The sequence below is a fragment of the Curtobacterium sp. SL109 genome (assembly GCF_026672405.1).
Lineage (GTDB): Bacteria > Actinomycetota > Actinomycetes > Actinomycetales > Microbacteriaceae > Curtobacterium.
Genome location: NZ_JAPPRB010000002.1, coordinates 3,551,737 through 3,571,104, shown reverse-complemented (window position 1 = coordinate 3,571,104; position 19,368 = coordinate 3,551,737). Strand labels below are relative to the sequence as shown.

Below are 19,368 nucleotides of genomic sequence, written 5' to 3'. Positions count from 1 at the left end.
CTTCACCGTAGGCGGACGGTCCGGGCCGGGTTCGCCCCAGTTCGGGGGTGCCTCCGTCGCAGCGGCGGGCCGGTCCGGCGGTCAGGCGGCCTGGCCGTCAGCCGCTCCGGCGGTCAGCCGCTCCGCCGGTCAGCCGATCCGCCCGACCGTGACGTGCCAGCCGAGGTCCGAGGCGCGGCGCTCGAGCTCGGACGCGTTCGACCGGCAGAGCGATCCCGAGCCGTCCGGGTAGTACCGGCGGATCGCAGACTCCGGCACGAAGCGCCCGCCGAGGGGGTCGGACCCGAGGTCGCGCACCTTCCACCAGCGCTCGGTGGCCTGTTCGAGCGCGGCGTCGAAGGGGACCTCCACGTCGACGATCTTCAGGCGGTCGTAGCCGGCGTCGTCGAGCTCGGACAACAGGTCGTCGAGGTAGTCGACGCTCGACAGGGTGCCGTGCACGACGACGTTCTCGCCGTCGCGCAGGGACCGACGGCGCAGGGTGTCCGCGACGGCCGTCGACTCGGCGTGCACGAAGCCCGCCAGCTCACGTGGCTGCACGGGGCGGCCGTCGACGAGCACCTGGCCGGTCCACCCGTCGAGCAGCCCGTCCGCCGCGGCACGTTCGAGCAGGGCGTCCTTGAAGTCGTCGGCGTCGACGTGGCGGTAGGCGTCGAGCTCCGGCATCCGCGCCAGGGCCGTCGACTTGCCGGCGCCGGGCGGACCGGCGGTGACGACGACCGCCAGGGTGCCGTCGTCGCTCGGGGCCGGCGTCCGGTCGGCGTGCGCGGCGAGCAGCTCCTCGTGCAGGCGCAGGCGCTCGGCCGTGTAGAGGAAGCCGTCCGGGGCGTACCGCAGTCGGCTGCTCGCCGCGGGGTCGTCCGACCAGGGGTCGTCGAGACAGGCCTGCCGCAGGAACGCGGCGAGCTGGTCGGCGGTGCGGTCGCGGAGCGGACGGTCGTTCGTGTCGGCGTCGGTCACGGGCGGCGGACCCGGCCCTGGCGCCCGGCGATCGCCCGGCGGACCGTCTCGTACTCGCCCTCGCTGATCAGGCCGTCCTGGAACGCGGCGGCGAGCTCCTTCGCGGTGCCGGTCTGGGCCGCGGCGCTGTCGTAGCCGGAGTCACGCGCCGGTGTCCGGTGGGTCATCGCCATCGTCGAGAGCTCGCGCACCATCGTGTCGGAGTCGATCAGGCCTGCCTGGCGCTGGGAGATGACCTCGCGCAGGGACGGCCGCGACGCCGTGAGCGCTCGCCGGGTCAGGCGGCGGGAGACCTCGGGCTGCGAGATGCCGGCGAGCCGGGCGATGTCCCGCTGGGAGACCCCGAGGTCGGCGAGGTCGAAGATGCCGCGACGGAGCTCCATCTCGGCGAGGTGCTGCTGTTCGCGGCTGTGCAGGACGCTGAGGACGGCGGCGCGCACCGACGCGGTGTCACCGTCCATCCGCGCGGCCAGGGCGTCCACGAGCGACTCGAGGTCGTGCCGCGGCCGGCGTCCGGCCCGGTGCCGAGGGTCCATGTCCGTCATCGTCACTCCGTTCCCGCGATGCCGATCGTACCGCCGGCGAGCGCCTGCGATCGTCCGCCGGTGAGCCCCGATCGTCTCGTCGTCGAGCGTCTCCGTAGGATCGGGGCATGGGCGGTGACGGCGTCGACGTGTGGCTCGACTCCTGGCAGGTCGACGAGGACCACTTCGAGGTGTCGCTCGGCGAGCAGGTCGACTGGGACACCGTGACCATGGACGGGTCCTGGGTGTCGCGGCTGTTCGTCGACCGGGCGATCCCGTGGACCCGCGACACCTACGCGGACGCGACCCGAGCGCCGGAGGACCCGTCCTGGCACCGGGTGCAGGGCCGGGTGTCCGGCATCGAGCAGGTCACGGTCGCCTTCGTCGCGTCGGATGACCCGGCGGACCCCGGCCTCGTTCCCGTCCCCGGGACCGCGGTGGTGCAGGCGGTGACCTCTCTCTGGGACCGTCCCACCCAGCCGGACGTGCTGGTCGGGTTCGTCGTCCGCGTGGAGTGATCGCTCCGTCGGCGGGACGTCTGTTGGTCCGGAGGGCGCATCGGGCTCATCGAGGACGCATGGGCTCTTCCCTGGAAGCGGAAAGGGTCCTATGGTTTACAGCGTTGTAAACGGAGCGTCGATCAGGACACTCCGCACACCCGGCCGACCCCGGCCCGATGGACGACGTCGTCCACGAGGAGTTCCCTGTTGCGTCCCTTCTCCGTCCGATCCCGGGGGCGGCAGCGCGCCGTCGCCGCTGCCGTCGTGGGCACGACCGTGCTGGGCCTGCTCGGCCTCGCCGCGCTCCCGGCCACGGCCGACACCGCCGCCGCTCGCACCGTCCAGTCCGGCCAGGCCCGCTTCGAGGTGCTCTCCCCGACGCTGATCCGCACCGAGTACGCCGGGGACAGTCGGTTCACCGACGGCAGCACCTTCAACGTCATCGGTCGCGACGACTTCGCGCCGACGACCTTCACGAAGACCGAGCGGGACGGCTGGCTGACGCTCGACACCGGGTCGATGATCGTCCGCTACAAGGAGGGGTCGGGGGCGTTCACGCAGGACACCCTGCAGACCACCCTGACCCTGCCGTCCGGGCAGCGGGTCGCCGGGACGCCGTGGGTGTCCACGCCGACCCCGTCCTGCGCGATCGGGTCGTTGTGCGAGGCCGAGACGCTCGGGCTCACGGGGCTGTCGCTCGCGACGGACCACGCCGGCTTCACCGGTGCCGGGTTCGCCGCGGGCTTCGAGTCGGTCGGCAACGCCATGACCTTCACGACGACCGCTGCGACGGCCGGTTCGTACGACCTGGCCCTCCGCTACGCGAACTCGCAGGGGGGCGACGGCAAGGTCGCCACCCGCACGCTGAGCGTCACGGTGGACGGCGGTGCCCCGAGGACGATCAGCCTGGCTCCCGGTGCGGACTGGGACGACTGGAGGACCACGGCCGCCACGGCGGTCGACCTGCCCGCCGGCACCCACACGGTGCGCATCGAGCGCGCCGCGGGTGACTCCGGCCAGGTCAACGTCGACAGCCTCGCCCTCGTGACGACGGGTGCCGCGTACCCGGCTCCGACCACGACCGTCGCCGGGCAGGACTGCGCGTTCGGCGCGGTCTGTCAGGCCGAGGACACCACGCTCACCGCCCCCGCCACCGCGGCGACGAACCACAACGGCTTCGCCGGTGACGGCTTCGTCGCCGGGTTCGAGCGTGCGGGCGCCGCGATGACCACCCACGTCACCGGTGTGCCGGCCGCCGGCGACTACACGCTGCAGGTCCGCTACGCCAACGGCGGCACCGCCACACCGACCCTGACCGCGGCCCCGGCCGGACAGGCCACGGCGACGGCGACCCTGCCGCCGACGAGCGGCTGGGACTACTGGAACACCGTGCAGGTGCCGGTGCACCTCGCCGCCGGCGCGAACGACGTCGTGCTCGGCTGCCCGACCGTCGCGGCGAACTGCAACGTCAACTTCGACACCGTCGCCGCGGTCGACTCCGCGTCGCCGGTCCTCGCCGCGCACGCCCCGCTCGGCGGCTACCGTCGCGACCTCGACACCGCCAACGGGTCGGTGAAGACGAACCCGGGCCTGCTCTACCAGGACGGGTGGTCGCTCCTGGACGACAGCGCGTCGGCCGGGTACGACCAGGCGACGGACACCGTCACGCCTGCGAGCGACCACGGCGGGAAGCAGTACCAGGACGGCTACGTCTTCGGCTACGGCACGGACTACCGCCACGCCCTGCAGGAGCTCGCAGTGCTGACCGGCCCGACGAAGCTGCTGCCCCGCTGGGCGTACGGCGTCTGGTACTCCGAGTACTACGACCGCTCGCAGGCGGACTACCTCGCGATCGCGAAGCAGTTCAAGGACGAGCAGGTCCCCGTCGACGTGATGGCGATCGACACGGACTACAAGGTCGGCAGCCCGACGAACGAGGGCGACAGCAAGTGGGACGGCTGGTCGGTCGACCCGGCCCGGATCCCGGACATGACGAGCCTGCTCGCCGACTGGCACGCCGAGGGCATCCACAACACGCTCAACATCCACCCGTCGATCTCGGGCAGTGACCCCCGGTTCGCCCAGGCGCAGGCCACGGCGAAGGGCAAGCTGACCAAGGGCGATGGCGACCGCTGGCTGTTCGACTGGTCCGACCCCGACCAGCTCAAGGCCTACTTCGACCTGCACACGGCGATGCAGCCGAAGGGCGTCGACATGTGGTGGCTCGACTGGTGCTGCAGTGAGGTCTCGAAGTACTCGGCCAACGGCGTCACCCCCGACGCCTTCATCAACCAGCAGTACGCGAAGGCCACCAACGAGGCCCTCGGTGGCCGCGGACTCGCGTTCTCGCGGGCGTACGGGTCGCTGACCGCGGGCGGCTACGGCAACCCGCAGCCCGTGCCGACCGGCCCCTGGGCGGACAAGCGCACCACCGTGCACTTCACCGGCGACACCACGTCGTCGTGGGACATGCTGCTCGCCGAGGTCGGCTACACACCCGGTGAGTCCGCGGCGACCGGCCTCGCGTCGATCAGCCACGACATCGGCGGCCACAACGGTGCCCAGTACGGGATCACCGGCGCCGAGCCGGGGACGACCCAGCTGCCCGAGGACCTCTACGCCCGCTGGGTGCAGCTCGGGACCTTCCAGCCGATCGACCGCCTGCACAGCAACCACAGCGACCGGCTCCCGTGGCAGTACCCGGCTGCGGCGAACGCCTCCGCGAAGCAGTTCCTCGACCTCCGCGAGGACCTGCTCCCGCTGACGTACACGCTCGCCGCCCAGGCGACCGCGACCGGCACCCCGATCCTGCAGCCGCTCTACCTGCAGTACCCCGAGGCGCAGCAGTCGTACGCCATGGCCGGCTCGGAGTACCTGTACGGGCCGGACGTCCTCGTCGCCCCGGTCACGACCGCGAACGACTCCTCGGGGAAGGCCACCCGTTCGGTGTGGTTCCCGGCCGGCAGCTCCTGGACCGACTGGTTCACGGGGGAGACCCACCAGGGCGGCACGACCGCGCAGGTGACGACCGGACTCGACGCGATGCCGGTGTTCGTGAAGAGCGGCGGGATCGTCCCGACCCGATCGCACCACGTCGCGAACGACGGCTCCGGTCCGCTCGACGCCGTGACCCTCCGGGTCGCGACCGGGGCGAACGGCGCCTTCGCGCTGCACGAGGACGCCGGCGAGGACACCGCGACCGCCGGGACCGGTGCGAGCGCGGCCGCGGACGTCACCACGACGGCGGACGCGACGAGCCGGGCGGCGGCGGGCAGTGCCTCCACCGCGGTGCGGTACACGCAGCAGACCGCTGGCGGACAGCTCGCCATCGCGCCGGCCGACGGCTCCTTCGCCGGCCAGGTGCGGGACCGCAGCTGGACCGCGACCTTCACCGACACCGACCGTCCGACCACGGTCACCGTCGACGGTCGTGCCGTCCCGCAGACCGGCTGGACCTACGACGCCGACGCGCGCACCCTGACGGTGCCGGTCGACGAGCGGTCCGTGACCAAGCGCACGGTCGTGCGGTTCTCCACCGCGGCCGCGGTGACCCCGACGCTGCAGGTAGCCGACCCGCGGGTCAAGGCCGGCGCGACGCAGACCGTCACGGGCGGCGGGTTCCCCGCCTCGAGCGACGTGGTGCTCGCGACGCAGCCCGACGTCGGTGGCGTGACCGTGCGGTCCGACGCGGACGGCGCGTTCTCGGCCGACCTGCCGGTGGCGACCACGGCCTCCGGGCGGGTGGGGGTGACGGCATCGGTGGACGGTGCCGTCGTGGCCCGCGCCGCCTTCACGGTGACGGCGGCTGGTCCTGCTCCGACGGCCCCGGCGAGCGGTACTCCCGGTGCCGGACCCACCTCGGGTGCGGGGGCGCCCGGTCCTGGAGGCGGTGGTGCCGCGGACGGCGCCGGTTCCGGTCCGGCACACGCCGGGTCCGGGACGGGGGCCGAGCGTCCGGGTGGGGCGCTCGCGTTCACCGGCGCGGACCTGGTGCCGATGGGGCTGCTCGCCGCGGCGCTGCTGGCTGCCGGAGGCCTGCTGCTGACGCGGCGGCTCCGTCGGGGACGGTCGCGCGGCTGAGGCTGCCCGCCTCCGGCGCCCGTCGCCTGTGAGGCCCGGTGCGAGGTTGCCCACTCCGTGCGATGTCAGGACGTCGCACGGAGTGGGCAAGCTCGCACCAGGCGGCCCCCGGGTCAGAGGGTGACGAGCGCGACGCCGAGTGCGAGCAGGGCGACACCCTGCAGGGTCGCCCGCAGCACGATGACCCGGTCCCACCGCTCCTGCAGCGCGCGGGCGTCCGCGGGGGTCTCGTGGGCGTCGGCCGCTGCGGTGAGCCGCGCGTTGACCAGGGCGCTGATCCGGAGTAGACGACCATCCACGCCACGAGCAGGACGAACGCGCCACCCGCGAGGACGGCGGCGGCCGCATGACCCGCCAGGGCGGCGAGCACGGTCGCGACGAGGGCGAAGAGGAGTCCGACGACGCCGGGCACGCGCATCCGGACGTCGGCGTAGCGGTGCAGGTTGCCCATCACCGCGGTGAGGGCGGCGTCGCTGACCCGGGCGAGGGCCGGGCGCTGGGCGATCGCGCAGAAGACGTCGGTGCCGTAGACGACCCCGGTGCCCATGACCGCGAGCAGTGCGGCGACCTGGACGAGGACGGTCATGCGCGGGACTCCTGGTCCCCGCCGAGTGCCGGGAGGGCGCCGACCTGCTGGAAGACCTCCATCAGGTTGAGCTCGTCCCAGTGCTCCACGAACAGGCCGTCCTCGACGCGCCAGATGTCGATGCTCCGCATCTCGACGGGGCGTCCCGTCGCCGGGATGCCGAGCAGGTCGCCGGTGTGGGTGCCGCGGTACACGAAGCGGCCGACCACGCGGTCACCGGCGACGACGAGGTCCTCCATCGTGACCGTGACGTCGGGCAGGCCGTGGAAGAACGCCGCCCAGAACGTGCGGTTCGCGGCGCGGCCGTCGGGGACGACGACGTTGTGGTTGCGGTAGCCCTCGGCGACGAAGGTGTCGACGAGTTCCGGGTCGTGCGTGTTGAGCATGGTCAGGTACGTCTCGGCGAGTGCTTCGTTGGTGGTCATGACGGTTCCTTCTAGGTTAGCGGTGCTAAGTAGTAGCAACGCTAACCCTGCTCCGACGTCGCGTCAATAGCGGTGCTAGCGACACGTGTTACTGCTAGCATCGCGGCATGGCATCCACGGACCGGCGACAGCGCGAACGCACAGCGCAGCGCGACCTGATCGTCGCGTCCGCTCGGGCACTGGCGGCTCAGGAGGGCTGGGACACGGTCACCACCCGCCGCCTGGCGACCGAGATCGAGTACAGCCAGCCGGTCATCTACAAGCACTTCGCGTCCCTGGACGCCCTGGTCGAGGCCGTGGCACTCGAGGGCTTCGCCGAGCTCGCGGCGGCCCTGCACCAGGCCCGGGCGGGAGCTGCGGGTGCAGGAGCCGTGGCCGTCGTCGCGCACGCGTACGTCGACTGGGCCGTGGCGAACCCGTCGCTCTACGACGCCATGTTCATCCGCGCCACCGGCCTGCACTTCGGTGCCGAGGAGACGCCGCCCGAGCTGACCGACGGGTACGCCGAGCTCCGGGCGGCGACGACTGCGATCGCCGGTGACCGCGACCCCGACGTCCTCGCCGAGGTGCTGTGGGCGGCCCTGCACGGACTGGTCCTGCTCGACCGCGGGGGTCGGCTGCGGCCGGCGCACCGACGGGCCCGCGTCGAGGCGGTGGCTGCGCTCCTGGCCGGCTGACCCGGGCGCACCGAGGTCGTCCGCCGCCGGTCAGCGTTCCGTGGACGCGCGCAGTCCCCGGTCGACGAAGTCGATCATCCACGCGAAGCTCGTGTCGACGTCGGTGCCCATGCGGAAGCCATCCGAGGCCTCGATCGTGGCGAACCCGTGCAGCACGCTCCGGAGCATGCGGATCGCGTGCACCTCGTCGGCCGGGTCGAGGCGGTACCCGCGGAGAGCGGCCGCGAAGGACGCGAGGCTGCGCTCGAGTGCGGTGGCCAGCGGGTCCTCGGGTCCGGTCGGACGTGTGCCGACGGTCGCGGCGTACCGGCCCGGGTGCCGCTGCACGTACTGTCGGACGGTCTGCGCGGCTGCCCCGAGGGCGTCCACGCCCGCGAGACCCTGCATGGCCTCGCGGAGTTCGTCGCCGAGCTCGTTCGCCGCGAGGACCGCGACCCGGCGGGTCAGGTCGGGCAGTCCGTCGACGTGCTTGTAGAGCGAGGGGGACCGCACGCCGAGGCGTTCGGCGACGACGCTCATGCTGAGCTGCGCGAGACCGATCTCGTCGGCGAGCATCGCGGCGGCTTCGGTGACGGTCGCCGGGTCGAGGCCGGCCCTAGGCACGGGGACCCGTGGTGCCCGTGGTGTCCGCGGTGCCGGCACCCACGGTCCGGCGGAGGAACGGCAGCAGCAGGGCCACCACCTGGTCGGGCGTCTCGGTGTGGGGGTAGTGCCCGGCACCGTCGATGACCGCGAGCTCGCCGAGGCCCTCGGTCAGGTCACCGATGACCCGGAGGCCCTCGGCGCGGGGGTCCGCCCAGTCGGGGTCGGCGCTGCCCTCGACGACGAGCACGGGGCAGCGTACGTCGGCCAGGTGGGCGCCGGCGTCGGCGGGGGAGGTCTTGGTCATGGCGCGGAGTGCGGCCATGCGCTCCGGCTGCTGCAGGGTGGTCTCGATGCGGTCGCGCTCCTGGGTCCAGTCGACGGGCTTCGTCGGGACGGCGACGTCGAGGTAGGCCATCCAGCCGGCCAGGCTGCCGGTCGTCATGACCTTCGCGAGCTGCAGGGTGCCGGCGCGGTGGTGCTTGTTGCGCAGGAGCCCGACGAGGTCGACGCCCTGCTTCCGGGTGAACGGGGCGAGCTCGACGATGCCGACGACCACGTCGGGAGCGGTCGCTGCGGCGATGGTGGCGGCACCGCCGCTGATGGACTGCCCGACGACGACGGCCGGCCCGCCGAGGTGGCGGACGACGGCGACGAGGTCGCGGGCGATGTCCGTGCGCTGGTACGACGGCCACGTGGCGCTCGAGTCGCCGCAGCCGCGGACGTCGACGTTCGCGACCCGGTAGCCGGCGGCGACGAGCTGTGGGACGACGAACCGGTACGCGTGGCGGCTGTCGCCCATGCCGTGCGCGAGGACCACGAGCGGGCCGGCACCGGTGACGTCCACCGCGATGGTCCCGTCGTCGGTGCTGATGTGTTCGAGCATGTCGGCCTCCTGGCTAATGGGTGTAGCCAAAAGCTACGACCATTAGCCAGCGATGTCAACACCTCGTCCGTAGGCTGGCCCGATGACGTCACCGGCGCGCCTGCTCTTCGCCTCGTCGCACCCCGGGCCCACGGTCACGGTCACGGTGCTCGCCGCGGTCATCGCCGCCGCGGTCGGCCACCCGGTGTGGCTCGTGGTGCTGGTCGCGCTGACGGTGGTCGCCGGGCAGCTGTCGATCGGCCTGGCGAACGACTGGATCGACGCTGACCGCGACCGGGCCGTCGGCCGCTCGGACAAGCCGGTCGCCCGCGGTCTCATCCGCAAGGAGACGGTCCGGGACGCCGCCGTCGTCACCGCCGGCATCGCCGTCGTCCTCTCCCTGTTCCTCGGACCGGTCGCCGCCGTCGCGCACCTGGTGCTGGTGGCCGCCGGGTGGGCCTACGACGCCGGCCTGAAGCGCTCGGTCTGGTCCGTGGCGCCGTTCGTCGTCGCGTTCGGGATGCTGCCGGTGGTCGCCGTGTCCGCCGGTGCCGACGCGCAGCTCCCCGCCGCATGGGCGATCGCGACCGGCGCGGTGTTCGGCGTCGCGATCCACTGCACGAACGTCCTGCCCGACCTGGTCGACGACGAGGCGACGGGTGTGCGCGGCTTCCCGCACCGGCTCGGCCTGCACGCCGCGGGCGTGGTCGCGTTCGCGTCGCTCGTGGTCGCCGCCGGACTCGTCCTCGTCGGTCAGCTCGGCGGGGACGACCCGGTGCGTGGCCTCGGCGTCGTGCTCGCGGTCGCCGGCACGGTCGTGGTCGTCGTGCTCGCCGTCGTCGGCGTCCGTCTCGTGCTCACCGGTCCACCGACCCGCGTGCTGTTCCGGCTGGTCATCGTGTCGTCGCTGGTGCTCGTCGTCGAGCTGGGACTCGCCGGGGCGCGGCTCGTCGCCTGAGGGGCTTCAGGCCCACCGCATCGCGTACAGGCGCGCCAGCAGGTCGGCGGTCGGGAGGCCCAAGGCCGTCCGCAACAGCGCCTCACGAGCCAGCACGGCCGGCCCCTCGGCACGGCCACCGACGGCCATGTTGGCCTCGGACTGACGCGCGGCCCGCCGGGCGACCGCCTGTCGGCGGCGGGCGTAGCCGGGCCACGGGCCGGCGCTGCCCGTGCGGACACCGTCCGTCAGCAGGGGAGCGAGGTCGGCGGCGTCGAGCCAGCCGAGGTTCATGCCCTGCCCGCCGATCGGGCTGATCTCGTGCGCGGCGTCGCCGATGAGGACGACGCGGCCGATCCCCACGCGGAGGGCCTCGCGGCGACGGACCCGGAAGCCGCTGAGCATCGAGCAGGTGTCGGCGTCGACCGCGGCTCCCGTGCGCTCGCGGACGGTCCGGGCGAGCGTGCCCGCGTCCACCTCGTCGTCGGCGGGGGTCCCGCGGCCGACGAGCGCGACGTAGCGACGGCGGTCGTCGGGCAGCGGGAACGACTCCACGACGCCATCGGGTCCGACGTCGACCAGCGCCGTCGAGCGGGCGGACACGGGCTCGGGGTCGGCGAAGTCGCCCATCACGTAGCGGTCGGGGTAGTCGCGGCCGACGGTGTCGATCCCGAGCAGGTCCCGCACGGTGCTGCGGGCGCCGTCCGCACCGACGACGAACCCGGCTCGCAGCGCGATCGGTGCGCCGTCGGGGCCGGTGCCCTCGACGTCGACGTGGTCCCGGTGACGGTGCAGCGCGGTGACGCTCGTGCCCGTCCGGAGGGCGTCCGGCGACCAGGCCGCGAGCCGGTCCCGCAGGATGCCCTCGGTCCGGTGCTGGTCGAGGGTGGCGACGTACGGGTGCGTGTCCGACGCCCGCGCGAACGACAGCGTGCCGAGGGTCCGGCCGCGACTGCGGGCGATGCCGTGGCGCACGAGCGTGGCCTCGGCGAGGACCGGCACGTCGGCGCCGATCGCGGCGAAGGCGTCGAGGGAGGGTGCGTGGATGCCGATCGCCCGAGAGCCCCACGGGGTGGTGTCCCGCCGCTCCCACACCTGCACGTCGAGCCCCGACTGCGCGAGCAGCGCCGCGAGGAACACCCCGACCGGGCCGCCGCCCACCACGAGGACGTCCGTGGACGACCCGGCCACGTCCTGGGTCACTCGGCCACCTGCGCGGCTGCGCGCTCCGCTGCCAGCAGGCGCCGAGCCTCCCGGAAGCGGCGGCGGAGCCGTTCGATCGGGACCTCGACGGCGTAGGCCGCACCGACGGCGACCAGGATCGCGGTGCCGAGCAGCCAGATCCAGGCGGACGCACCGGCGATGCCGGACACCACGGTGCCGAGCAGGGCGATGACCAGTGGGTGCCAGAGGTACGCGGCGTACGAGACGCGGCGACCGAACCAGGCCACCGGGCGCCACGAGAGCGCCACGGACACCGGCGTCCGCACGGAGACCAGACCGCCGATCAGCAGCGCGGAGACGACACCGGTGGCGGGGAGCAGCAGGCCGAACGTCCAGGCGTGCCGGCCCCAGTCGTCGCCGATCGCGACCTGTACGGCCACCAGGAGCCCGAGACCGACCCAGGTGCCCACGTGCCCGGCGACCCCGGCCGCCCACGTCCGCACCCGCTCGTCGTCGAGGAGCAGCGCGAGCAGGCAGCCCGTCGCCAGCGGGACCAGGCCGAGCACGGGGGAGAAGTAGACGTCCGGCGTCGCTCCGCCACCCGGGGTGCGGTAGCTCGCCCACGAGGCGACGGACGCGCCGACGACCACGACGCCGAGGCCGACGGTGAGCGCTCGACGGTGGGCCCGGACCGCGAACAGCAGCACCAGCACGGGTGGCCAGACGAGGTAGAACTGCTCCTCCATCGACAGGCTCCACGTGTGACCGAAGACGCCCTGGGTGGTGTCCCAGAACGAGCGGAAGAGGTTGCCGGTGTAGGTCAGGGCGATGAGGGCGGCTTCGCCGGCGGAGAACGAGGCGCCCTTGTAGTCGCCGACCCACGACCACAGCGCGATGCCCGCGGCGACCATCACCAGGAGGGCCGGGTACAGGCGGAGCAGGCGCTTCAGCCAGAAGCTGCCGAGGCGGATCCGGCCGGTGCGTCGCTGTTCGCCGAGGAGCAGTGACGTGATGAGGAAGCCGGAGAGCACGAAGAAGACCTGGACGCCGATGAAGCCGCCCTCGAAGCCGGCCACGTGCAGGTGGTAGAGCATGACGATGAGGATCGCGACGGTGCGGAGTCCGTCGAGCGCGGTGGCGCGGTGCGCGAGGGGGCCGGCGGCTGCGGTCGCTGCGGTCTTGGTCGCTGTGCTGGCGGGCGCGGGTGTCGCTGTGCTTGCGGTCGTGCCGGCGGTCGTGGCTTGCGCGAGCGTGCTCGTCGACACGTCGCCTCCTCGTCAGGGGTCGGGTTCCTGACCTGCCAGGATGCTCCGTCAGCCCAAGAGCGACCTCAAGATCGACCTGTACGTCCGTTCGGCGACGGTGCCACGAGGGCCGTCAGGGCGTCGAGGCGTTCCCGGGTGAGGGCCTGCAGGGAGCGGTCCTCGCCCGGTGCGATCCACTGCTGGAACGACAGGTGGAACACCGTGACGGTCATCTCGGCTGCGAGCGTGGCCCCGGGTTCCCCGATGCCACGCTCCCGGAGTGCCTCGCCGATGCGGACCGTGAGCGTCGCCAGCTTGCCGAGTTCGCGCTCGCGGAGGGACGGTTCGGCCTCGATGATCGGCTGGCGCATCCGCGACCAGGCACGGCGCTCGTCGGTGAAGAGGGCGGCCGTGCCCTCGAGTGCCCGGCTGACGAGCTCGAGCGTGGGGGTGCCGTCCGGAGCGGCCACGATCGGGTCGAGGAACATCGCGACGAAGTCCTCCTGTCCGGCGAACAGGACCTCGCGCTTGTCGTCGAAGTGCCGGAAGAACGTGCGTTCCGTGACCTCGGCAGCGGCGGCGATCTCAGCGACGGTGGTGCGCTCGAACCCCTGCTCCGCGAAGAGGTGCAGGGACACGCTCTGCAGGCGCTCGCGGGTGCCGGGTTGCCAACGTGCCATGGGGAGAGTCTACTGATGACAGTGCATGACATCGGGTGCTACGGTGATGTCAGTCGGTGACATCGGGGCGTTGACTCGCCCTGATCGTTCTCGTTCGGTCTCGTTCGTCCTGGAAGGACACACCATGCACGTATTCGTCACCGGAGCCTCCGGCTGGATCGGCTCCGCCACCGTCGACGAGCTCGTCGCCGCCGGCCACCGCGTCACCGGACTCGTCCGCTCGGACGCCTCCGCCGCTGCCGTCACCGCCGCCGGTGCCACACCGCTCCGCGGGGACCTCGACGACCTCGACGCCATCCGCCGCGGGGCGTCGGACGCCGACGCGGTCGTGCACCTCGCCAACAAGCACGACTGGGCGAACGCAGCCGCGACGAACGCCGCCGAGCGTGCCACGGTCGAGACCATCGGCACCGCGCTCGTCGGCACGGACCGCCCCTTCGTCGTGGCCTCGGGCATCGCCGGGCTCGCGCAGGACCGACCGGCCGTCGAGACCGACGTCTCGCCGTTCAGCGGCCCCGATGCCATGCGCGGCGGCAGCGAGAACCGCGCCCTCGACTTCGTCGACCAGGGCGTCCGGACCGTCGCCGCACGCTTCGCCCCGACCGTGCACGGCGTGGGCGACCACGGCTTCATCGCGCTCATCACCGCCGCCGCGACCACGCACGGGGTGTCCGCCTACGTCGGGGAGGGCACCAACTCCTGGTCAGCCGTGCACCGGTCCGACGCTGCGCGGCTCGTCCGGCTCGGGCTCGAGCAGGCGCCCGCCGGCACCCGCATGCACGCCTCGGCGGAGACCGCGATCCCGACGCGGGCGATCGCCGAGGCCATCGGGGACGCCCTCGGGCTCCCCGTCACCTCGGTCGACCCGGCCGACGCCGTCGCCCACTTCGGGTTCATCGGGCAGTTCTTCGCGATGGAGATGTCCGGGTCGTCCGCCGCGACGCGGGAGCTCCTCGGGTGGGAGCCGACCGGCCCCACGCTCCTCGAGGACATCGCCGCGGGCGCCTACGCCGCTGCCACGCGGTAACCGCCGCGCGGTAACCGCTGCGCGGCCCGGTTGGGTCGTGGGCGGGTGCGGGTGCGGCCGGGCGGTGGCCGCCCGGTGGCTGCCCGGTGCGAGGTTGCCCACACGGTGCGGGTCCCTCGCGCTGCACCGGGTGCACGAACGCGCACCGGCCGGAAGAACGCGCACGGTGCGAGCGCCACGAGCCATCCACCGGACGGGAGGCTCGTGGCAGCCCGGCACCGAGCCTCCCGTCCGCCGCGTGGCGGGGAGCGCACGCCGCTTCCGACTCGGAACGACAAACCCGAGGTCGTACGACAGCGATCGTGTCGTCCGTCACGTTCGACCCAGCGCCTCGCGACTCGGAACGACAAAGCCGAGGTCGTACGACAGCGATCGTGTCGTTCGACGTCGAGCTGCTCGGCGCAGCGCGTCCGCGCTACTCGGCCTTCTGCATCTGCCAGGGCTCGGGCTCGCGGTCGCCGTTCGGGCGCACCGGGCGGACGTCCCCGACGATCGGGATCGAGCGCTTCCGCATGAACCACAGGTAGCGCACGAAGAAGTGGGACAGCGTCGACAGGCGGTTGCCGTTGCCGAGCAGCGACGCGATGTGCACCGCGACCCAGGCGGCCCACGCGACGGGCCCGACCATCGTGATGCCGCCGCGGAGCTGAGCCACCGCGGCGTTCGTCCCGATCGTGGCCATCGTGCCCTTGTCGTGGTACTTGAGGTGCTCGGTCGGCTTGCCCTCGAGCGTGCGGACGATCTGCTTGGCGATGTGCTTGCCGCCCTGCAGCGCCGGCTGGGCGAGCTGCGCGAGGGCGTGGTCCTGCGCGGCGATGTCACCGGCGGCCCAGATGCCCTCGACCCCCTTCACGCTGAGGTCGTCGTTCACCTGGATGCGCCCGCCGTGCGTCTGCGGCATGCCCCAGTTCGCGACCTCCTTGTGCGCGGCGACGCCCGTGGCCCAGATGACCTGCGACGCCGGGATGAACTCGCCGTCCGCGGTCATGACGCCGTCGCGGCGGACCTCGGAGACGCCGGTGTTCAGGCGCAGGATGACCCCGCGCTTGCGGAGCACCTTCGCCGCGTACCGACGGAGTCGCGGCGCGAAGGGCTTCAGCAGCTCACCGCTCCGGTGCACGAGCGTGATGGTGATGTTCCCGCGGACGATCTCCGGGTAGGCGCCCTCGAGCGCCTGGTCGCGCAGCTCGGCGAGCGCGCCGGCCATCTCGACGCCGGTCGCACCGCCGCCGACGATGACGATCCGGATCTCGTCCGGGCCCTGGTTGGCTGCCGCTTCCTCCAACCGGGTGAAGAGCTCGTCGCGGATGCGCAGGGCCTGCGACCGGGAGTACATCGAGTACGCGTACTCGTAGGCGCCCGGGGTGCCGAAGTAGCTCGTGTTGACGCCGTTCGCGAGGACCAGGTGGTCGTAGTGCAGGTCCTCCCCGTCGGACATCTCGGCGATCTTCTCGTCCGGTCGGATGTTCGTGAGGAGTCCGTGGCGGAACTCGGCGTTGTCCTGCCGCGCACGGAGGCTCCGGAGGAAGTAGGTCACGTCCCCGGCGTTCAGGCCGCCCGTCGCCACCTGGTACATGAGGGGCTGGAACATGTTGTAGACGTGGCGGTCGACGAGGGTGACGCGGACCGGGGCGTCGGCGAGTTCGCGCATGGCGGCGATCCCGGCGAACCCACCGCCGACGATGACGACGTGCGGGCGAGGGTCCTGCGGCATGGTGAGCTCCGTGGGTGATGCGGTCAACGGCAACCACAACGGTACGCCGCTTCCGGCATCCTCCGGTCCACCCCTGCGGGTGCCGGATCGGAGGATGGGCGCAGCGCCGTCAGTCGGCTCGCGGCGCGTAGGTGCTCACGACGTTGCCGCGGCTCGTCACGGTGCTCTCGACCAGTCGGAGGCGCGTGGGCGGGTCGGTCGGTTCGAAGAGCTTCCGACCGCTGCCGGCGATCGCCGGGTGCACCATGAGCTGCAGTTCGTCGAGGAGCCCCGCGAAGAGCAGGCTGCGCACGAGCGTCACGCTGCCGCAGACCGCGATGGCGCCGCCGTCCCGCTCCTTGAGCTCCCGCACGAAGGCGTGCACGTCTCCCTGGATGCGGGAGCTGTTCTCCCACGTCAGGTCGTCGCCGAGGGTGGTCGAAGCCACGTGCTTCTCGATCGGGTTGATCCACTGGCCGAACGGGTCCTCGGGGTGGGCGGGCCACCACTCGGACCACTCCGTGTAGCTGTTCCGACCGAGGAGCACCGTGTCGGTCCGGGCCATGAAGGTCCCCATGCCCGCGCCGAGCTCGTCGTCGAAGCTGTCGTACTGGAACTTGAAGGGGTCCTGCACCACGCCGTCGACCGACGTGAACAGGCCCGCTGTCACCGTGCGCATGACCGGAGGTTAGTGCGCCGGGCGCCGTCGCGACACCCCCGGGTCGTCCACCGGGCGACTGCGAGCCACGACTGCGTACTGTCGAGGTGTGCGCGCACTGGTGGAGACGGTCTCGGTGGACGGGATGCCCGTCCGGCTCCGCACGATCGCGCCGGCCGGCCGACGGCACGACGCCCTCGAGCCGACCGTCGTCCTGGTGCACGGCATCGGGATGTCGCATCGCTCGTTCGGCCGGTCGCAGATCGCCCTGGCCCGGGAACACCGCACCATCACCGTCGACCTGCCCGGCTTCGGTGGCCTGCCCGGCGCCGGACGCCGACTCGAGATCCCCGAGCTCGCTGACCTCGTCATGCGGGCGGTCCGCTCCCGCGGCGTGCACGAGAGCATCCTGGTCGGCCAGTCGATGGGGGCGCAGGTCGTCGTCGAAGCCGCCATCCGCCATCCGGAGGAGGTCGACTCGGTCGTCCTCGTCGGACCGGTCATCGACGACCACCGGAGGACCCTGCTGCAGCAGGCGCTCTCGCTCGGGGTCGACGGGTTCTTCGAGACGGCGCGGATGAACGCCGTCCTCGTGACCGACTACCTCCGGAGCCTCCGCCAGTACCGCTGGCAGCTCCGGCCGATGATGCGGTACCCGATGCGCGAGGCCGTCGGGCGGTTGCGCGTGCCGGTCCTCGTCGTGCGTGGGCACCGGGACCCCATCGCCAGGAGCGCCTGGACCGCGCGGCTCGCCCAGGTCGCCGAGCGCGGGGCGCTCGCCGAACTCCGGGGGGCGCACCACGTGCAGGAGCACGAGCCGGGCGCCTTCGCGGAGCTCGTCGACGAGTTCCGCCGGATGCAGGCGCTGGAGGCGACCCGATGAGCGGCGGGCAGGTCCACGCGGCCCGAGCCGAGCCTCCTGTCCGGGTGGGACTGGTGCGACGGGCGTGGTGGGCGGTCCTCGACTGGTGCTACGCGATCCGCTGGCAGGTGCAAAGCTTCGGACCGACCACGGCCGACGACTACCGGGACGGTGACGGTCAGCCCGTCGTCGTGATCCCCGGGGTCTACGAGACCTGGCACTTCATGCGGCCGCTCATGGACGCCCTGCACGACCGAGGACATCCCGTGCACGTGCTCGCGTCGTTGCGGCACAACCTCCGGCCGGTCCCGATCTCCGCAGCAGAGGTGATGTCCTCCATCGAGGAGCTCGACCTGCGGAACGTGCTGCTCGTGACCCACAGCAAGGGCGGGCTGATCGGCAAGTACGCGATGGCGCACCTGGACCACGACGGGCGACTCGACCGGATGGTCGCGGTGTCCACCCCGTTCGGCGGTTCCGTCTACGCGAACCTCGCGCCGGTGCCGCACCTGCGGGCGTTCCGGGCGGCGGACCCGGTGCTCGCCGGGCTGGCGCGGGAGCTCGACGCGAACCGGCGGATCACGTCGGTGTACGGGGTGTTCGACACGCTCATCCCCGGGGGCAGCGCGCTCGCCGGGGCCACGAACGTGCGGGTGCCTGTCGGGGGCCACTTCCGGATCCTCGGCGACGCCCGAGCTCGCGACGCCGTGCTCGAGGCGGCCGCGCCGCGCTGACCCGCACGGGCTGCGGCGGCCTGTCCGTGAGCTAGCCGACGGTCCGGTGCGGGGTAGACCACCCCGTGCCCGGTCGTGGCGGCGCACCAGGTGTGGGAGCTCGCACCGGTCGAGCGACCGCGCACGGTGCGGGATCAGCGCCGGGCGACGCTCGCGCGCTCGACGATCCGGTGCGGGATCACGACGGTCGACGGGGGAGCGTCGCGGTCCGCGATCCGTGCCGTCAGCAGGTCGAGGGCAGCGTCGGCGAAGGCCCGTCGGTCGAACGACACCGTGGTCAGGGCGGGGATCGCGAACGCCGCACCGTCGACGTCGTCGAACCCGACCACGCTCACCTGGTCCGGCACGCTGATGCCCCGTGCCGCCAGGACGTGCAGCACGCCGAACGCGATCGAGTCCGTGAACGCGAAGACGGCGTCGGGCAGCGGGTGGGTGTCCAGCCAGACGCCGAAGGCCCCGGCTGCGTCGGCCGTCGACCACCCGGGGAGCGGCACCCGGAGCGCGGGGTCGGGGGTGAGGCCGGCGTCGCGCAGGGCGGCATCGTGTCCGTTGACCCGCCGCTCGCTCGTGGCGGTGACCTGGGCGCCGTCGGCAGCGGGTTCCGGGGCGCCGACCACCGCGATCCGCCGGTGTCCGTGGTCGAGCAGGTAGGTCGTGACCTCGTGCGCTGCGGCACTGCTGTCGACGTGGACCTGGTCGACGTGCTCCGGCTCGACCTCGCCGATGACCACCGTCGGGGGCAGCCCGACGGTCGACGCGAGCACGCTCGCGCTGAGCGACACCGGGTTGAGGACCAGCCCGTCCACCAGGTGCGCCCGGGCGCGGGACACGAGCTGCCGTTCCCGCTCGGGGTCGGCGGCGGTCTGGTCGAGCTGGACGACCCAGTCACGGTCGCGGGCGAGTTCCACGAACCACCGCGCGAGTTCGGCGGAGTAGGCACTGCTCATCTCGGGCAACGTCAGCGCGATCGCACCCGATCGGCCGTTGCGCAGTCCCCGGGCGGACAGGTTCGGGACGTAGTCGAGCTGCTCCAGCGCCTGCTCGACCCGCTCGCGGGTGTCGGGCCGCACGACGACGCCGCCGTTGATGACGTTGGAGACGGTCTTCGGGGAGACCCCGGCGAGGGCTGCCACGTCCCGCACGGTCGCTCGCATGGAGCAACCGTAGCGC

19 protein-coding genes are annotated in these 19,368 nt (G+C 72.8%); 7 read left to right on the top strand and 12 right to left on the bottom strand.

Going from position 1 to position 19,368, the window contains the following annotated elements:
* Nucleotides 1–129: 129 nt before the first annotated feature.
* Together OVA28_RS18315 and OVA28_RS18310 are read right to left on the bottom strand one after the other, a co-directional pair.
* Nucleotides 130–960, bottom strand: a complete 831-nt coding sequence (locus tag OVA28_RS18315) for a zeta toxin family protein (protein WP_268098006.1) — start codon at nucleotides 958–960, stop codon at nucleotides 130–132.
* Nucleotides 957–1,496 carry a hypothetical protein gene (locus tag OVA28_RS18310; RefSeq protein ID WP_268098005.1) on the bottom strand — a complete coding sequence of 180 codons (540 nt, stop codon included), beginning with the start codon at nucleotides 1,494–1,496 and terminating at the stop codon, nucleotides 957–959. Before OVA28_RS18310 ends, OVA28_RS18315 begins: the two co-directional genes overlap by 4 nt.
* A gap of 116 nt (nucleotides 1,497–1,612) precedes the next feature.
* Here OVA28_RS18310 and OVA28_RS18305 point away from each other — a divergent pair, with 116 nt between their 5' ends.
* Nucleotides 1,613–2,002 carry a DUF6578 domain-containing protein gene (locus OVA28_RS18305; RefSeq protein ID WP_268098004.1) on the top strand — a complete coding sequence of 130 codons (390 nt, stop codon included), beginning with the start codon at nucleotides 1,613–1,615 and terminating at the stop codon, nucleotides 2,000–2,002.
* 189 nt (nucleotides 2,003–2,191) lie between these two features.
* Nucleotides 2,192–6,064, top strand: a complete 3,873-nt coding sequence (locus tag OVA28_RS18300; RefSeq protein ID WP_268098003.1) for a TIM-barrel domain-containing protein — start codon at nucleotides 2,192–2,194, stop codon at nucleotides 6,062–6,064.
* Between the two features lie 113 nt (nucleotides 6,065–6,177).
* On the opposite strand, the gene OVA28_RS18295 is transcribed toward OVA28_RS18300, so the two are convergent.
* Together OVA28_RS18295 and OVA28_RS18290 are read right to left on the bottom strand one after the other, a co-directional pair.
* On the bottom strand, nucleotides 6,178–6,363 hold the full coding sequence (locus OVA28_RS18295; protein WP_268098002.1) for a hypothetical protein: 186 nt from the start codon (nucleotides 6,361–6,363) through the stop codon (nucleotides 6,178–6,180).
* A 283-nt stretch (nucleotides 6,364–6,646) separates the two neighbouring features.
* Nucleotides 6,647–7,075 carry an ester cyclase gene (locus OVA28_RS18290; protein ID WP_268098001.1) on the bottom strand — a complete coding sequence of 143 codons (429 nt, stop codon included), beginning with the start codon at nucleotides 7,073–7,075 and terminating at the stop codon, nucleotides 6,647–6,649.
* A 107-nt stretch (nucleotides 7,076–7,182) separates the two neighbouring features.
* Here OVA28_RS18290 and OVA28_RS18285 point away from each other — a divergent pair, with 107 nt between their 5' ends.
* Complete coding sequence (locus OVA28_RS18285) at nucleotides 7,183–7,752, top strand: TetR/AcrR family transcriptional regulator (protein ID WP_268098000.1); 570 nt, start codon at nucleotides 7,183–7,185, stop codon at nucleotides 7,750–7,752.
* A gap of 30 nt (nucleotides 7,753–7,782) precedes the next feature.
* Here the strand turns inward: OVA28_RS18285 and OVA28_RS18280 are convergent, their stop codons facing one another.
* Both OVA28_RS18280 and OVA28_RS18275 read right to left on the bottom strand, forming a co-directional pair.
* The gene (locus tag OVA28_RS18280) at nucleotides 7,783–8,355 is read right to left on the bottom strand and encodes a TetR/AcrR family transcriptional regulator (RefSeq protein WP_268097999.1); all 573 of its coding nucleotides are present in this window, start codon (nucleotides 8,353–8,355) and stop codon (nucleotides 7,783–7,785) included.
* Nucleotides 8,348–9,220, bottom strand: a complete 873-nt coding sequence (locus tag OVA28_RS18275) for an alpha/beta fold hydrolase (protein ID WP_268097998.1) — start codon at nucleotides 9,218–9,220, stop codon at nucleotides 8,348–8,350. The genes OVA28_RS18280 and OVA28_RS18275 overlap by 8 nt, the downstream gene beginning before the upstream one ends.
* An 82-nt stretch (nucleotides 9,221–9,302) precedes the next feature.
* Between OVA28_RS18275 and OVA28_RS18270 the strand changes: the two genes are divergently transcribed.
* Nucleotides 9,303–10,157: a UbiA family prenyltransferase gene (locus OVA28_RS18270; RefSeq protein WP_268097997.1), complete on the top strand. Its 855-nt coding sequence runs from the start codon at nucleotides 9,303–9,305 to the stop codon at nucleotides 10,155–10,157.
* A gap of 6 nt (nucleotides 10,158–10,163) precedes the next feature.
* On the opposite strand, the gene OVA28_RS18265 is transcribed toward OVA28_RS18270, so the two are convergent.
* From OVA28_RS18265 to OVA28_RS18255, 3 genes are all read right to left on the bottom strand, one after another.
* Entirely contained in the window at nucleotides 10,164–11,339 is a 1,176-nt protein-coding gene (locus OVA28_RS18265; RefSeq protein WP_268097996.1) for an FAD-dependent oxidoreductase, read from the bottom strand.
* Nucleotides 11,336–12,565, bottom strand: a complete 1,230-nt coding sequence (locus OVA28_RS18260; protein ID WP_268097995.1) for an acyltransferase family protein — start codon at nucleotides 12,563–12,565, stop codon at nucleotides 11,336–11,338. Before OVA28_RS18260 ends, OVA28_RS18265 begins: the two co-directional genes overlap by 4 nt.
* 65 nt (nucleotides 12,566–12,630) lie before the next feature.
* Complete coding sequence (locus OVA28_RS18255; RefSeq protein WP_268097994.1) at nucleotides 12,631–13,224, bottom strand: TetR/AcrR family transcriptional regulator; 594 nt, start codon at nucleotides 13,222–13,224, stop codon at nucleotides 12,631–12,633.
* A gap of 124 nt (nucleotides 13,225–13,348) precedes the next feature.
* Here OVA28_RS18255 and OVA28_RS18250 point away from each other — a divergent pair, with 124 nt between their 5' ends.
* Entirely contained in the window at nucleotides 13,349–14,251 is a 903-nt protein-coding gene (locus tag OVA28_RS18250; protein ID WP_268097993.1) for an SDR family oxidoreductase, read from the top strand.
* A 415-nt stretch (nucleotides 14,252–14,666) separates the two neighbouring features.
* On the opposite strand, the gene OVA28_RS18245 is transcribed toward OVA28_RS18250, so the two are convergent.
* Together OVA28_RS18245 and OVA28_RS18240 are read right to left on the bottom strand one after the other, a co-directional pair.
* A complete protein-coding gene (locus tag OVA28_RS18245; RefSeq protein ID WP_268097992.1) occupies nucleotides 14,667–15,965 on the bottom strand; it encodes an NAD(P)/FAD-dependent oxidoreductase in 1,299 nt (432 codons plus the stop codon).
* A 109-nt stretch (nucleotides 15,966–16,074) separates the two neighbouring features.
* Entirely contained in the window at nucleotides 16,075–16,623 is a 549-nt protein-coding gene (locus OVA28_RS18240) for a dihydrofolate reductase family protein (protein WP_268097990.1), read from the bottom strand.
* An 88-nt stretch (nucleotides 16,624–16,711) separates the two neighbouring features.
* On the opposite strand from OVA28_RS18240, the gene OVA28_RS18235 reads away from it, so the two are divergent.
* Together OVA28_RS18235 and OVA28_RS18230 are read left to right on the top strand one after the other, a co-directional pair.
* Complete coding sequence (locus tag OVA28_RS18235) at nucleotides 16,712–17,485, top strand: alpha/beta fold hydrolase (protein ID WP_268097989.1); 774 nt, start codon at nucleotides 16,712–16,714, stop codon at nucleotides 17,483–17,485.
* On the top strand, nucleotides 17,482–18,198 hold the full coding sequence (locus tag OVA28_RS18230; RefSeq protein WP_228505469.1) for an esterase/lipase family protein: 717 nt from the start codon (nucleotides 17,482–17,484) through the stop codon (nucleotides 18,196–18,198). The genes OVA28_RS18235 and OVA28_RS18230 overlap by 4 nt, the downstream gene beginning before the upstream one ends.
* Nucleotides 18,199–18,332: 134 nt before the next feature.
* Here the strand turns inward: OVA28_RS18230 and OVA28_RS18225 are convergent, their stop codons facing one another.
* Nucleotides 18,333–19,352, bottom strand: coding sequence for a LacI family DNA-binding transcriptional regulator (locus OVA28_RS18225; RefSeq protein ID WP_194661620.1), 1,020 nt, complete (start codon nucleotides 19,350–19,352; stop codon nucleotides 18,333–18,335).
* Between the last annotated feature and the right edge of the window lie 16 nt (nucleotides 19,353–19,368).

Coding starts and splice junctions, on each gene's coding strand:
- OVA28_RS18270 (WP_268097997.1), top strand. CDS start 9,303: ATGACGTCACCGGCGCGCCTGCTCTTCGCCTCGTCGCACCCCGGGCCC.
- OVA28_RS18240 (WP_268097990.1), bottom strand. CDS start 16,623: ATGCGCACGGTGACAGCGGGCCTGTTCACGTCGGTCGACGGCGTGGTG.
- OVA28_RS18290 (WP_268098001.1), bottom strand. CDS start 7,075: ATGACCACCAACGAAGCACTCGCCGAGACGTACCTGACCATGCTCAAC.
- OVA28_RS18310 (WP_268098005.1), bottom strand. CDS start 1,496: ATGGACCCTCGGCACCGGGCCGGACGCCGGCCGCGGCACGACCTCGAG.
- OVA28_RS18285 (WP_268098000.1), top strand. CDS start 7,183: ATGGCATCCACGGACCGGCGACAGCGCGAACGCACAGCGCAGCGCGAC.
- OVA28_RS18305 (WP_268098004.1), top strand. CDS start 1,613: ATGGGCGGTGACGGCGTCGACGTGTGGCTCGACTCCTGGCAGGTCGAC.
- OVA28_RS18245 (WP_268097992.1), bottom strand. CDS start 15,965: ATGCCGCAGGACCCTCGCCCGCACGTCGTCATCGTCGGCGGTGGGTTC.
- OVA28_RS18225 (WP_194661620.1), bottom strand. CDS start 19,352: ATGCGAGCGACCGTGCGGGACGTGGCAGCCCTCGCCGGGGTCTCCCCG.
- OVA28_RS18250 (WP_268097993.1), top strand. CDS start 13,349: ATGCACGTATTCGTCACCGGAGCCTCCGGCTGGATCGGCTCCGCCACC.
- OVA28_RS18230 (WP_228505469.1), top strand. CDS start 17,482: ATGAGCGGCGGGCAGGTCCACGCGGCCCGAGCCGAGCCTCCTGTCCGG.
- OVA28_RS18255 (WP_268097994.1), bottom strand. CDS start 13,224: ATGGCACGTTGGCAACCCGGCACCCGCGAGCGCCTGCAGAGCGTGTCC.
- OVA28_RS18275 (WP_268097998.1), bottom strand. CDS start 9,220: ATGCTCGAACACATCAGCACCGACGACGGGACCATCGCGGTGGACGTC.